We start from the raw sequence: 13,584 nt of genomic DNA on the forward strand, positions 1-13,584 counted from the left end.
TGCATAAGCATGTGTGAAGAATATTCGCACATACAAGCAAGTAAAAGCATATTGCCGAAGACAGCAGGTGTCCATCAGGGCATAATCGCAAAGAGCCTGCCGAGGGATTTTGAAGATTTTATCTTTTAAAAATGATGATTACCTCTCTGTCTTTGGGCAGAGAGGTTTTTTTACGGAATGCCGGAATATCCGGCAGGAAGTATTTTTAGAGAAGAACTTCCTTTATACGGTATATATGTTCAAAAATATTAAAAGGAGGTGCACGATTCGTGGCAAAAGTAGAATTAAAACAACCAATCGTTCAGGAGATTTCTGAAAACATCAAAGATGCACAGTCAGTTGTAGTAGTTGATTACCGCGGTCTTACAGTTGCAGAAGATACACAGTTACGTAAGCAGCTTAGAGAAGCAGGTGTTACTTACAAAGTATATAAGAATACTATGATGAATTTTGCATTCAAGGGAACAGACTTCGAAAGCCTTGCTCCGGTATTAGAAGGACCAAGCGCAATCGCAGTCTCTACTACAGATGCAACAGCTCCTGCAAGAGTATTAGCTAAATTTGCGAAGACAGCTCCGGCTTTAGAAATCAAAGCAGGCGTTGTAGAAGGAACATTCTATGATGCAGACGGTATGAAAGCTATCGCAGCCGTTCCATCAAGAGAAGAATTACTGTCCAAATTCCTTGGAAGTATCCAGTCACCTATTACGAATTTGGCTCGTGTGCTTAACCAGATCGCTGAAAAAGGCGGTGCAGGTGAAGCAACAGCAGCAGTAGAAACAGAAGCTGCAGTAGAAGCTCCGGCAACAGAGGAAGCTTAGGGATCATTTATAACAAATAATTAAAAAATATCATTTACGGAGGTAAATTAAAATGGCTAAATTAACAACAGCAGAATTTATTGACGCTATCAAAGAGTTAAGCGTATTAGAATTAAACGACTTAGTAAAAGCATGTGAAGAAGAATTCGGTGTATCTGCAGCAGCAGGTGTTGTAGTTGCAGCAGCAGGTGGAGATGCAGCAGCAGCTGAAGAAAAGACAGAGTTCGACGTTGAATTAACAGAAGTTGGACCAAACAAAGTTAAAGTTATCAAAGTTGTTCGTGAAGCTACAGGCTTAGGCTTAAAAGAAGCTAAAGACTTAGTAGACGGAGCTCCTAAGGTATTAAAAGAAGCTGCTGACAAAGCAACTGCTGATGATATCAAGGCTAAACTTGAAGCAGAAGGTGCTAAAGTAACATTAAAATAATTTCGGACAGAGATTGTTTATAAAGATGACGCAGAAGCCAATGGCTTCTGCGTTTTTTGTGTAGCAGGAATTTCGTTGAAATACCTGCTACACAATGCGAAGGGGAATATTGTTGCAGTTCACAGGTATCCCTGCGAACTGCAACTTCGCAGCCCCATTTAAATTTTGCACGCAAAAGGGGGGCTGCTCACGCCCGAATCACGGTCATACGCACCTAAACAGCAGGGTGTTTAGGTGCTGTCTGAACAGTAACGGAATATTACCATACGTTAAATGAGATTGTAAAAACTGCTTGACACCACTGACGACTTATGATATTATGTACGATGCACTATTGTGGTGACATAGGCTTACTCTATTCTTTTTTAGGAAAGGCAGAAAAGGATAGTTTGTATTCAATAAAAACGAGAGGTGAACGTCGATGGAGAAGAACAGAATACGTCCGGTGCAGGCTGGAAAAGGTTTACGTATGAGTTACTCAAGGCAGAAAGAAGTTCTGCAAATGCCGAATCTGATTGAGGTCCAGAAAGATTCCTATCAGTGGTTTTTAGACGAAGGTCTAAAGGAAGTGTTTGCGGATATCTCGCCGATAGCAGATTATAGTGGACATTTAAGCTTGGAATTTGTAGATTTTACATTGTGCAGGGACGATGTAAAATATTCAATCCCGGAATGTAAAGAAAGAGATGCAACATATGCAGCACCTTTAAAAGTAAAGGTAAGACTTTACAATAAAGAAACAGATGAAATCAATGAACATGAAATCTTCATGGGCGATCTTCCTCTTATGACTGAAACGGGAACGTTCGTTATCAATGGCGCAGAACGTGTTATTGTCAGCCAGTTAGTACGTTCTCCGGGTATATATTATGCAATTTCCCACGATAAAGTTGGTAAGAAATTGTTTTCCTGTACCGTGATCCCGAATCGTGGTGCATGGTTAGAGTATGAAACTGATTCCAATGATGTGTTTTATGTACGTGTAGACAGAACCAGAAAAGTACCGATCACAGTTTTGATCCGTGCATTAGGTATTGGAAGTAATCAGGAAATTATTGATATGTTTGGCGAGGAGCCAAAGATCGTAGCCAGCTTCGGAAAGGATGTTGCAACCAATTACGAAGAGGGCTTATTAGAGTTATATAAAAAGATCCGTCCGGGTGAGCCTCTGAGCGTAGAAAGTGCAGAGAGTCTTGTAAGTGCTATGTTCTTTGATCCAAGACGTTATGACCTTGCAAAAGTAGGACGTTATAAATTTAATAAGAAATTAGCATTAAAGAACCGTATCAATGGTCATGTGCTTGCAGAAGATGTTGTTGATGTGACAACAGGAGAGATCATTGCAGAGCAGGGAACAGAAGTAGACCGTGAGTTAGCAGATAAGATCCAGAATGCTGCAGTACCATACGTATGGATTCAGGGAGAAACCAGAAATGTCAAAGTTCTCTCTAATATGATGGTAGATTTGAGAAGTTATGTCGATGTAGAACCAAAAGAAGTCGGCATTACAGAACTGGTATACTACCCTGTATTAGCACAGATCTTAGAAGAAAATGAAAGTGAAGAAGATATCAAAGAAGCGATCCGTAAGAATGTGGCAGACTTGATCCCGAAACACATTACAAAAGATGATATCTTTGCTTCTATTAACTATAATATGCACTTAGAGTATGCGATCGGACATGATGATGATATCGATCATTTAGGTAACCGTCGTATCCGTGCAGTCGGTGAATTGTTACAGAACCAGTATCGTATCGGACTTTCCAGATTAGAGAGAGTTGTCAGAGAGCGTATGACAACACAGGATCTTGAAGGAATTTCACCACAGAGTCTGATCAATATCAAACCGGTAACAGCAGCAGTCAAAGAATTCTTCGGTTCTTCACAGCTGTCACAGTTCATGGATCAGAACAACCCGTTAGGTGAGCTGACACATAAAAGACGTTTATCTGCATTAGGACCTGGTGGTCTTTCCAGAGATCGTGCAGGATTCGAAGTTCGAGATGTACATTATTCCCATTATGGAAGAATGTGCCCGATTGAAACTCCTGAAGGTCCGAACATCGGTCTGATCAACTCCTTAGCCTGCTATGCAAGGATCAATGAGTATGGATTTGTAGAAGCTCCATATCGTAAGATCGATAAAACAGATCCTAAGAATCCGAGAGTAACCGATGAAGTTGTTTATATGACAGCCGATGAGGAAGATAATTACCATGTAGCACAGGCGAATGAAGCCTTAGATGCAGAAGGACATTTTGTCCGTAATTCTGTATCCGGCCGTTACTTAGATGAAACACAGGAATATGAAAAGACCATGTTTGATTACATGGACGTATCTCCGAAGATGGTATTCTCTGTGGCAACAGCATTGATTCCGTTCTTACAGAATGACGATGCAAACCGTGCGCTGATGGGATCTAACATGCAGCGTCAGGCAGTACCGCTTCTTACAACAGAAGCTCCGGTAGTTGGAACAGGTATGGAAACAAAGGCAGCTGTTGACTCTGGTGTCTGCGTTGTTGCTAAGAAACCGGGTACAGTTGAGAGTTCCGTCTCAAATGAGATCACGATCCGCAATGATGATGGTACAAGAGAAGTATATCGCTTGACAAAGTTCTCAAGAAGTAACCAGTCAAACTGTTACAACCAAAGACCGGTTGTATTTAAGGGAGATCATGTAGAAGCAGGAGAGGTTATCGCAGATGGTCCGTCTACTTCCCAGGGAGAATTAGCATTAGGTAAGAACCCACTCATTGGATTTATGACATGGGAAGGTTATAACTACGAAGATGCTGTTCTGTTAAGTGAAAGATTAGTACAGGATGATGTTTATACATCTATCCATATTGAAGAATATGAAGCAGAAGCAAGAGATACCAAATTAGGACCGGAAGAGATCACGCGTGACGTACCGGGTGTTGGTGATGATGCACTCAAAGATCTTGATGAAAGAGGAATCATCCGTATCGGTGCAGAAGTCCGTGCCGGAGATATCTTAGTTGGTAAAGTGACACCAAAGGGAGAAACAGAACTGACAGCAGAAGAAAGACTGCTTCGTGCGATCTTTGGTGAGAAAGCAAGAGAAGTCAGAGATACTTCCTTAAAAGTACCACATGGTGAATACGGTATTATCGTAGATGCAAAAGTATTTACAAGAGAAAACGGTGATGAATTATCTCCGGGCGTCAATCAGGCAGTCCGTATTTACATTGCACAGAAGAGAAAGATCTCTGTTGGTGATAAGATGGCTGGCCGTCATGGTAACAAGGGTGTTGTTTCCCGTGTACTCCCGGTAGAAGATATGCCATTCTTACCAAACGGCCGTCCTTTGGATATCGTATTAAATCCATTAGGTGTGCCTTCCCGTATGAACATCGGACAGGTGCTTGAGATCCACCTGAGTCTTGCAGCAAAAGCACTTGGCTTTAATATTGAAACACCAGTATTTGACGGTGCAAAAGAAAATGATATCATGGATACCTTAGACCTTGCCAATGACTATGTAAACTTAGAATGGGATGAGTTTGAGGCAAAACATAAAGATGAATTACTTCCGGAAGTATTAGAATACTTATCCGAACACAGAGAACACAGAAAACTCTGGAAAGGTGTTCCAATCTCAAGAGATGGTAAAGTAAGGCTACGTGACGGAAGAACAGGAGAATTTTTCGATAGTCCGGTAACAATCGGACACATGCATTATCTGAAACTGCACCACTTAGTGGATGATAAGATCCATGCACGTTCCACAGGTCCGTACTCCTTAGTAACCCAGCAGCCGTTAGGTGGTAAGGCACAGTTCGGTGGACAGCGTTTTGGAGAAATGGAAGTTTGGGCACTTGAAGCATATGGTGCTGCTTATACATTACAGGAGATCCTAACTGTAAAATCCGATGATGTTGTAGGACGTGTTAAGACATACGAAGCAATCATCAAAGGTGATAATATTCCTGAACCGGGAATACCGGAATCCTTCAAAGTACTTTTGAAAGAACTTCAGTCCTTAGGATTGGATGTCAAAGTATTAGACGAGGAAAGAAATGAAGTAGAATTGATGGAGACTAGTGAATATGGCAATACCGATCTGAATGCAATCATTGCAGGAGATAAGGATTTTGCATTTGAAGACAGTGAGTCTTTCGGCAAGATGGGCTTTACAAAGCAGGAATTTGATGCTGAAAACGAAGAACTGGTCGATGTCGATGAAGAAGATGTAGATGAGGACGACGATTTTGAGGGAATCGATTTTACCGATGAAGTTCTTGATGAAGAATAAATAGAAGGGAGCGTCAGAAATGCCAGAAACAACGAATAAAGACACATATCAGCCAATTGCATTTGATGCGATTCAGATTGGCTTGGCTTCTCCTGAAAAGATCAGGGAATGGTCGAGAGGTGAGGTTAAAAAACCGGAAACCATCAACTACAGAACATTAAAGCCGGAAAAAGACGGTTTATTCTGTGAAAAGATTTTTGGACCGAGCAAAGACTGGGAGTGTCATTGTGGTAAGTATAAGAAAATCCGCTACAAAGGCGTAGTCTGCGATCGATGCGGCGTTGAGATTACAAAAGCAAGCGTTCGAAGAGAGCGTATGGGACATATTGAACTTGCAGCACCTGTTTCCCATATCTGGTACTTTAAAGGGATTCCAAGCCGTATGGGACTGATCCTTGACCTCTCTCCGAGAACTTTAGAGAAAGTATTATATTTTGCATCCTATATCGTATTAGAATCAGGAAATACAAACCTGACATATAAGCAGGTACTCTCTGAGGCAGAATATCAGGAAGCAAGAGAGCAGTACGGAAGCAGTTTCCGCGTTGGTATGGGTGCAGAAGCAATCTTAGAACTGCTTCAGGCAATCGACTTAGAGAAAGATGCAGCAGAATTAAAGGCAGAATTAAAAGATGCAAGCGGACAGAAACGTGCGAGGATCATCAAACGTTTAGAAGTTGTAGAAGCATTCCGTGAATCTGGAAATAAACCGGAATGGATGATCATGACAGTCATTCCGGTTATCCCGCCAGATTTACGTCCTATGGTACAGTTAGACGGTGGACGTTTTGCAACATCTGATCTAAATGATCTGTATCGTAGGATCATCAACAGAAATAACCGTTTAAGAAGACTTTTAGAGTTAGGTGCACCGGATATCATCGTTCGTAATGAAAAGAGAATGTTACAGGAAGCAGTAGATGCTTTGATCGATAATGGACGTCGCGGAAGACCGGTAACAGGTCCGGGAAACCGTGCATTAAAGTCCTTATCCGATATGTTAAAAGGTAAATCAGGACGTTTCCGTCAGAACTTACTTGGAAAACGTGTTGACTACTCAGGACGTTCCGTTATCGTCGTAGGACCGGAACTTAAGATTTACCAGTGTGGTCTGCCAAAGGAAATGGCGATCGAATTATTCAAACCTTTCGTTATGAAAGAGTTAGTTTCGAATGGTACTGCACACAATATCAAGAGTGCAAAGAAAATGGTAGAAAGACTTCAGTCTGAGGTATGGGATGTTTTAGAAGAAGTGATCAAAGAGCATCCGGTTATGTTAAACCGTGCTCCTACACTGCATCGTCTTGGTATCCAGGCATTTGAGCCAATCCTTGTAGAAGGTAAAGCAATCAAACTTCATCCATTGGTATGTACTGCTTACAACGCAGACTTCGACGGTGACCAGATGGCTGTGCATCTTCCATTATCCGTAGAAGCACAGGCGGAATGCCGTTTTATGTTACTTTCACCAAACAACCTGTTAAAACCATCTGATGGTGGCCCTGTAGCCGTTCCTTCACAGGATATGGTACTTGGTATTTACTATCTGACACAGGAAAGACCGGGAGTACTTGGCGAAGGCAAACATTTCAAGAGTGTAAATGAAGCAATTTTAGCATATGAAAATAAAGCACTGACACTTCATTCAAAGATTACAGTCCGTGTAGCGAAAAAGCAGGCAGACGGAACCGTGATCTATGGCAATACAGAGTCTACATTAGGACGTTTCCTGTTTAATGAGATCATTCCGCAGGATTTAGGATTTGTAGACAGAAGTGATCCTGAAAATGAATTTAAGTTAGAGATTGATTTCCATGTAGGAAAGAAACAGTTAAAGAAGATCCTTGAAAAAGTAATCAATGTACATGGTGCAACAAGAACAGCAGAAGTACTTGATGATATCAAGTCCATCGGTTATAAGTTCTCTACAAGAGCAGCCATGACAGTATCTATTTCTGATATGACAGTGCCGCCACAGAAACCACAGATGATCGAGGCTGCACAGAATACCGTTGACAAGATCATGCGTCAGTACAAACGTGGTCTTATCACAGATGAAGAAAGATACAAAGAAGTTGTTGAAACATGGAAAGAAACTGATGATGAACTGACAAATGCACTGTTATCCGGTCTGGATAAGTACAATAACATCTTTATGATGGCTGACTCCGGTGCGCGTGGTTCTGATAAACAGATCAAACAGCTTGCAGGTATGCGAGGATTGATGGCTGATACAACCGGTAGAACGATCGAGCTGCCGATCAAGTCAAACTTCCGTGAAGGTCTTGACGTACTGGAATATTTCATGTCTGCCCATGGAGCACGTAAGGGACTTTCCGATACCGCTCTGCGTACAGCCGATTCAGGATATCTGACCAGACGTCTTGTTGACGTATCACAGGAACTTAGTATTCGTGAGTCCGACTGTGTTGCAGGAACAAACAGAGAGATTCCGGGTATGTGGGTAACTGCATTTATGGATGGTAAAGAGGAAATCGAAAGTCTTCAGGAAAGAATTACCGGTCGTTTCTCCTGTAATACGATTTGCGATAAAGATGGCAATGTGATCGTAAAAGCAAATCATATGATCACACCGCGCCGTGCAGCAGATATCATCAGCAAAGGTGTAGATGAAAATGGTGGTCCGATCGAACGTGTGAAGATCCGTACGATCCTTACCTGCCGTACACACGTTGGTGTCTGCGCAAAATGTTATGGTGCAAACATGGCTACCGGTCAGGCAGTACAGATCGGTGAAGCAGTCGGAATCATCGCAGCACAGTCCATCGGTGAGCCGGGTACACAGCTTACGATGCGTACCTTCCATACAGGTGGTGTTGCCGGTGATGATATCACACAGGGTCTTCCTCGTGTCGAAGAAATTTTTGAGGCCAGAAAGCCAAAAGGACTTGCGATCATCACAGAATTTGCCGGAACAGCAGAGATCCGTGACACAAAGAAGAAACGTGAAATCGTTGTAACGAACAATGAAACAGGCGAGTCAAAGACATACCTGATCCCATATGGTTCACGTATCAAGATCTTAGACGGAGCTGTATTAGAAGCTGGTGATGAACTTACCGAAGGTTCTGTCAACCCACATGACATCTTAAAGATCAAAGGTGTCCGTGCCGTACAGGATTATATGTTACAGGAAGTTCAGCGTGTATACCGTCTGCAGGGTGTTGATATCAACGATAAGCATATCGAGGTTATCGTTCGCCAGATGTTAAAGAAGATCCGTATTGAAAATAACGGAGATTCAGAGTTCTTACCGGGAACATTAGTAGATATCTTAGATTACAATGATACAAATGAAGCATTGATCGGGGAAGGTAAAGAGCCGGCAGAAGGAAAACAGGTACTGCTTGGTATTACAAAAGCTTCCCTTGCAACAAACTCATTCTTATCCGCTGCTTCCTTCCAGGAAACAACAAAGGTATTGACAGAAGCTGCGATCAAGGGTAAAGTCGATCCGCTGATCGGTCTTAAGGAAAATGTAATCATCGGTAAACTGATTCCGGTCGGAACCGGTATGAAACGATACCGTGATCTGAAATTGGATACAGATATTGATGATTCAGATTATTTAGATTTTGATGATGATGATTTTGACGACGATGAGTACGAAGTTGACGAGATCATGGAAGTAGATTAAATGGATCATAAAAAAGCTCAGACTTAGCAAAGTCTGGGCTTTTTTGATGTTGTGTAGAATTACGGTGAGAACGGTAACTTTATTCGATCACATCTTCCCCTAATTCATAGAGAAGTTCATTGATCTCTATGAGAGAGAGTTCTTTTGTGATGCCAAAGATCAAAATACTGTCACGTTTATTTTTGGCATATAAATCTGCATATCCGGTAGAACAGAGTAAAGCATGTATTTCGTCAAGAGTAAGATGCATTGCAAAACAAAGTGCAAGCAGCTTATCTCTGGAAGGTGTTCTTTCGCCGGAAAAGATCTGATACCCATAATTCCGCTGGAGATTTGCCTGCTCGATACATTGGCTTTTTTTCAGATCATGTTTTTCTAAAAGTTTTTTTAACTGCAGTGGCAATGGTTCGGACGCAATGTGAGCAGATTCTTTTTCAAGAAAAGTTTCAATGCTGTCTGTATTTTTTAATAATTTTAGTAACTCCTGTGTATTTTTATTCAAAATAATAACCTGCCTTATAAAATATGATGATGTTGTGGTCAAAAGGTCAAAAATCCGATTGTAAGCAAGCTTATATCAGCTTATCGACCTTTTGACCCTGGTATCATCATGTGATATTCTGTAATGGATACAGCAATTATCAGTATAGAAGAAAAAGAAAAAAACGTCAATTTTTTGACAGAGGATAAGCAGAGTATGCAGAATTTACAGTACGAATATTTAGATAACAGATATGAAAATCTTATCATACTGGGAAATCAGGATAAAAAAACAACCTATTTAGCAAACGATACACTAGACGGCCGGATTGTTCTAAAAAAATATATTCAGAAAGAACAGGCGGATATCTACAGGCGGCTGCTGGAAGTGGAAGAACAGCATTTAGTCAGGATATTTTACGTTGCCGAAAATGAACAGCAGGCACTTGTGATCATGGACTATGTCAGTGGTCAGACTGTTGAACAGCTGCAGAAAGCAGGCAGGAATTTTTCTGAGCAGGAAGTGATAACGGATACGATACAGTTATTACAGGGGATTCTGGCTATCCATGCGCAGGGAATCATTCACAGGGATATCAGTCCCAAAAATGTACTGATCTCTACCGATGGAGTCGTGAAACTTTTAGATTTTGATATCGGGCGGAAGTATAAAAAGTCACAGGGAAGTGACACCACGATCTTAGGTACGGTTGGTTATGCGGCACCGGAACAGTTTGGATTTACGCAGAGTGATACACGTACGGATATTTATGCAATAGGCGTGTTTATGAATATGATGCTGACAGGCAGACTGTTAGGGGAAGTGTTGTATGACAAGGGAAGGTTAGGAAAAATTATTTCAAAATGTACGCAGATCGATCCTAAGAAACGTTATCAGAACGTGGAAGAACTGCTAAAAGAACTAAAAAGATTGTCTAAAGAACATCAAAAAGAAGAAAACTGGCAAAAAGAACAAAGTATTATGCCAGGATTCCGGACAGGAGTGAAGTGGAAAAAGACGTTGGCAGGCATTTACTATGTTGTGATGGGTGTATACAGTACGGCAGCCATTATTCTGTTTTGCCGAACTGTTTCTGCTGCAATCTTACAGGGACTTGCACTGCTCATATATGGGTGGCTTAGTATTTTGCTGCCATTTAATTTCCTGCATTGGATGGATCATGTGCCATTTTTAAAAGAGTTAGGAAGTGCCGGAAGACTGATCTTTGGAGCAGTGCTTTTTGGAGTGTTATTCTTTGCAGGGGCAGCTTTTCAGGGTTACTTAAATGATACGGTTTTATATTCTGTACGGTTATAAATGGCTGGGGTGTATGCTGGCTGCATACCAAATTTTCCTGTTTTTCATTCATATTATGACATGAGAATGACAATTTTTGCTAAGGAGGAAATGAAAAATGGATTTTGTGCAAAATAATAATGACGGGGGAAATATGCAGAGCCAGCAGCCAGTGGTAAAACAAAAACGGGGATGTTTGAAAGGATGCCTCGTACTTATGGTGGAAGTATTGGCAGGTTTACTGGTACTTGTTATCATAGTAACATTACTGGTTTCAAAAAATGTAGATAAAAATGGATTATCATCAACCGAAGAAAAAGAGGGTATTGCCATTCAGTATATGGACATTAGTAAGGAAGAAGGAGAAAGAATAGATGAAATTTTGGTAAACTGCGGACTTACAAATATTACAGCTTTTCAAAGAGATTCCTTATTAGATAATGCACATTCCGAGGGAGAGATGGGCTTCAGGTTAGTTGAGGGCGGTAATCTGGATAAAATTATATTATATATCAATCCGGATAAGACAGTATATTCGTTGAGTTATAACACCTATATGTTATACGAAAATGGTGAAGTATTGGCAACTATTGATGACTATACAATGACAGCGAAGGAGAGAGATGAATACATTATTTTATGTCAGGAAAAGGTAAAAGAAATTTTAAAAGCACCTGCGACGGCGAAATTTCCAAATTATACAGAGTGGGGATATTGTAGAGAAAAAAATATTGTAACAATGCAGGGATATGTAGATTCTCAAAATGGATTCGGAGCGATGGTCAGAAGTCAGTTTCAGTTAAAGATAAATACAGATACTAACAGCTTGGATTCGTTTATATTTGACGGACAGGAACTGATTCAGCAATAAAGGAATATTTCTCATTGGTTGAATAAAAATGTCAGGCATGCTATATTCTTTCTGTTAAAAATAAAAAAGGAGCGACTACAAATGTCAAAACAATATATAGCAGACGATGCAGACATCATAGGCGATGTCTGCATGGAGGAAGATGTCAACATCTGGTATCATGCCACGATCCGGGCAGATGCAGCAAAGATCACGATTGGAAAAGGCAGTAACATACAGGATAACTGTGTCCTGCATGTAGATGAAGATTTCCCATTATCGGTCGGAGAATATGTAACCGTTGGACATGGAGCAATTCTCCATGGATGCAGTATTGGTGATAATACTGTAGTTGGTATGGGAGCCATTCTGTTAAATGGCTGTGCAATTGGAAAAAACTGCATCATTGGTGCCGGTGCATTAGTAACACAGGGATCAGTGATAGAAGATGGAAGTGTGGTAATGGGAAATCCTGGAAAAGTGAAAAGAAAAGTACGGGAGGAGGAGATCACACATAACAGGGAAAACGCCAGAGAATATATCCAGCATGCAGAAAAGTATTTAAAAAAAACAGGATAGCTGAGCAGATATGCTAAAAAACCGCTTGACAAAGCGGTTTTTCGTTTATATAATAATTTAGCGTGCATAAATGTGTACGCTGTGTGTTATGCATAGAGAACAAAGAAAATTGCAGGAGGTGAAACTAATGCCAACATTTAACCAGTTAGTAAGAAAAGGACGTCAGACATCTGTTAAGAAGTCTACAGCACCAGCTCTTCAGAAAGGATACAACTCCTTAAAGAAGAAACCGACTGACACATCCGCTCCTCAGAAGAGAGGCGTTTGTACAGCAGTTAAGACAGCTACTCCTAAGAAACCTAACTCAGCTCTTAGAAAGATCGCCAGAGTTCGTCTTTCTAACGGAATCGAAGTAACAAGCTATATCCCGGGTGAGGGACATAACTTACAGGAGCATAGCGTTGTTCTTATCCGTGGTGGAAGGGTAAAAGACTTACCAGGTACAAGATATCACGTAATCCGTGGTACACTTGATACAGCCGGAGTCGCTAACAGAAAACAGGCTCGTTCTAAATACGGCGCAAAGAGACCAAAAGACGCTAAGAAATAAGAACTAGCGACCAATAGTATCACAAACAGATCTAAAGGTTAGTGTTGGAATTATGATTCACTTATAAGGAATAGATTTCCGCACGAAACACATTAGAGGACACATGTGAGTACCGTTGAATTAATCGAAGTAAAATCTAAAAAGAATGATTAAGGAGGGAAGTACCGTGCCACGTAAAGGACATACTCAGAAAAGAGACGTTTTAGCAGATCCGATGTACAACAATAAAGTGGTTACTAAACTTATCAATAACATTATGTTAGACGGTAAGAAAGGTGTAGCTCAGAAAATCGTATACGGAGCTTTCGCTAAAGTAGAAGAGAAGACAGAAAGACCAGCTCTTGAGGTATTTGAAGAATGCATGAACAACGTTATGCCAGTTCTCGAAGTAAAGGCAAGACGTATCGGTGGTGCAACATATCAGGTACCAATCGAAGTAAGACCGGACAGACGTCAGGCTTTAGCACTTCGCTGGCTGACAACTTATTCTCGTAAGAGAGGCGAGAAAACAATGCAGGATCGCCTTGCAAACGAGATTATGGATGCAGCAAACAATACAGGCGCATCTGTAAAGAAGAAAGAAGATATGCACAAAATGGCAGAAGCAAACAAAGCATTTGCTCATTACAGATTCTAATAG

General features: G+C 41.0%; 10 protein-coding genes and 1 other annotated feature. Of the genes, 9 read left to right on the forward strand and 1 reads right to left on the reverse strand.

Annotated features, from left to right (window positions below; translation table 11 throughout):
* Positions 1-36: 36 nt before the first annotated feature.
* Positions 37-180, forward strand: a sequence feature (ribosomal protein L10 leader region).
* A gap of 89 nt (positions 181-269) precedes the next feature.
* The 4 genes from rplJ (at position 270) to rpoC (ending at position 9,188) form a co-directional block, all read left to right on the forward strand.
* Positions 270-821 carry a 50S ribosomal protein L10 gene (gene rplJ / locus H8S17_RS00305; protein WP_186865756.1) on the forward strand — a complete coding sequence of 184 codons (552 nt, stop codon included), beginning with the start codon at positions 270-272 and terminating at the stop codon, positions 819-821.
* Between the two features lie 52 nt (positions 822-873).
* Positions 874-1,248, forward strand: a complete 375-nt coding sequence (gene rplL, locus H8S17_RS00310; protein WP_178051421.1) for a 50S ribosomal protein L7/L12 — start codon at positions 874-876, stop codon at positions 1,246-1,248.
* 421 nt (positions 1,249-1,669) lie between these two features.
* On the forward strand, positions 1,670-5,530 hold the full coding sequence (rpoB, locus tag H8S17_RS00315; protein ID WP_178050715.1) for a DNA-directed RNA polymerase subunit beta: 3,861 nt from the start codon (positions 1,670-1,672) through the stop codon (positions 5,528-5,530).
* A gap of 19 nt (positions 5,531-5,549) precedes the next feature.
* Positions 5,550-9,188 (forward strand): DNA-directed RNA polymerase subunit beta', encoded by a 3,639-nt coding sequence (gene rpoC / locus H8S17_RS00320; protein ID WP_186865757.1) that lies wholly within the window; start codon positions 5,550-5,552, stop codon positions 9,186-9,188.
* 79 nt (positions 9,189-9,267) lie between these two features.
* On the opposite strand, the gene H8S17_RS00325 is transcribed toward rpoC, so the two are convergent.
* Positions 9,268-9,690, reverse strand: coding sequence for a hypothetical protein (locus tag H8S17_RS00325; protein WP_186865758.1), 423 nt, complete (start codon positions 9,688-9,690; stop codon positions 9,268-9,270).
* Positions 9,691-9,813: 123 nt separating this feature from the next.
* Between H8S17_RS00325 and H8S17_RS00330 the strand changes: the two genes are divergently transcribed.
* The 5 genes from H8S17_RS00330 (at position 9,814) to rpsG (ending at position 13,581) form a co-directional block, all read left to right on the forward strand.
* Positions 9,814-10,986, forward strand: a complete 1,173-nt coding sequence (locus H8S17_RS00330; protein WP_186865759.1) for a serine/threonine-protein kinase — start codon at positions 9,814-9,816, stop codon at positions 10,984-10,986.
* A 97-nt stretch (positions 10,987-11,083) separates the two neighbouring features.
* Positions 11,084-11,836, forward strand: coding sequence for a hypothetical protein (locus tag H8S17_RS00335; protein WP_186865760.1), 753 nt, complete (start codon positions 11,084-11,086; stop codon positions 11,834-11,836).
* An 81-nt stretch (positions 11,837-11,917) separates the two neighbouring features.
* Positions 11,918-12,394, forward strand: a complete 477-nt coding sequence (locus tag H8S17_RS00340) for a gamma carbonic anhydrase family protein (protein ID WP_186865761.1) — start codon at positions 11,918-11,920, stop codon at positions 12,392-12,394.
* A gap of 127 nt (positions 12,395-12,521) precedes the next feature.
* The gene (gene rpsL, locus H8S17_RS00345; protein WP_186865762.1) at positions 12,522-12,944 is read left to right on the forward strand and encodes a 30S ribosomal protein S12; all 423 of its coding nucleotides are present in this window, start codon (positions 12,522-12,524) and stop codon (positions 12,942-12,944) included.
* Positions 12,945-13,110: 166 nt separating this feature from the next.
* Positions 13,111-13,581, forward strand: coding sequence for a 30S ribosomal protein S7 (gene rpsG / locus H8S17_RS00350; RefSeq protein WP_330595576.1), 471 nt, complete (start codon positions 13,111-13,113; stop codon positions 13,579-13,581).
* Positions 13,582-13,584: the final 3 nt, after the last annotated feature.

Source organism: Roseburia zhanii (assembly GCF_014287635.1).
GTDB lineage: Bacteria > Bacillota > Clostridia > Lachnospirales > Lachnospiraceae > Roseburia_B > Roseburia_B zhanii.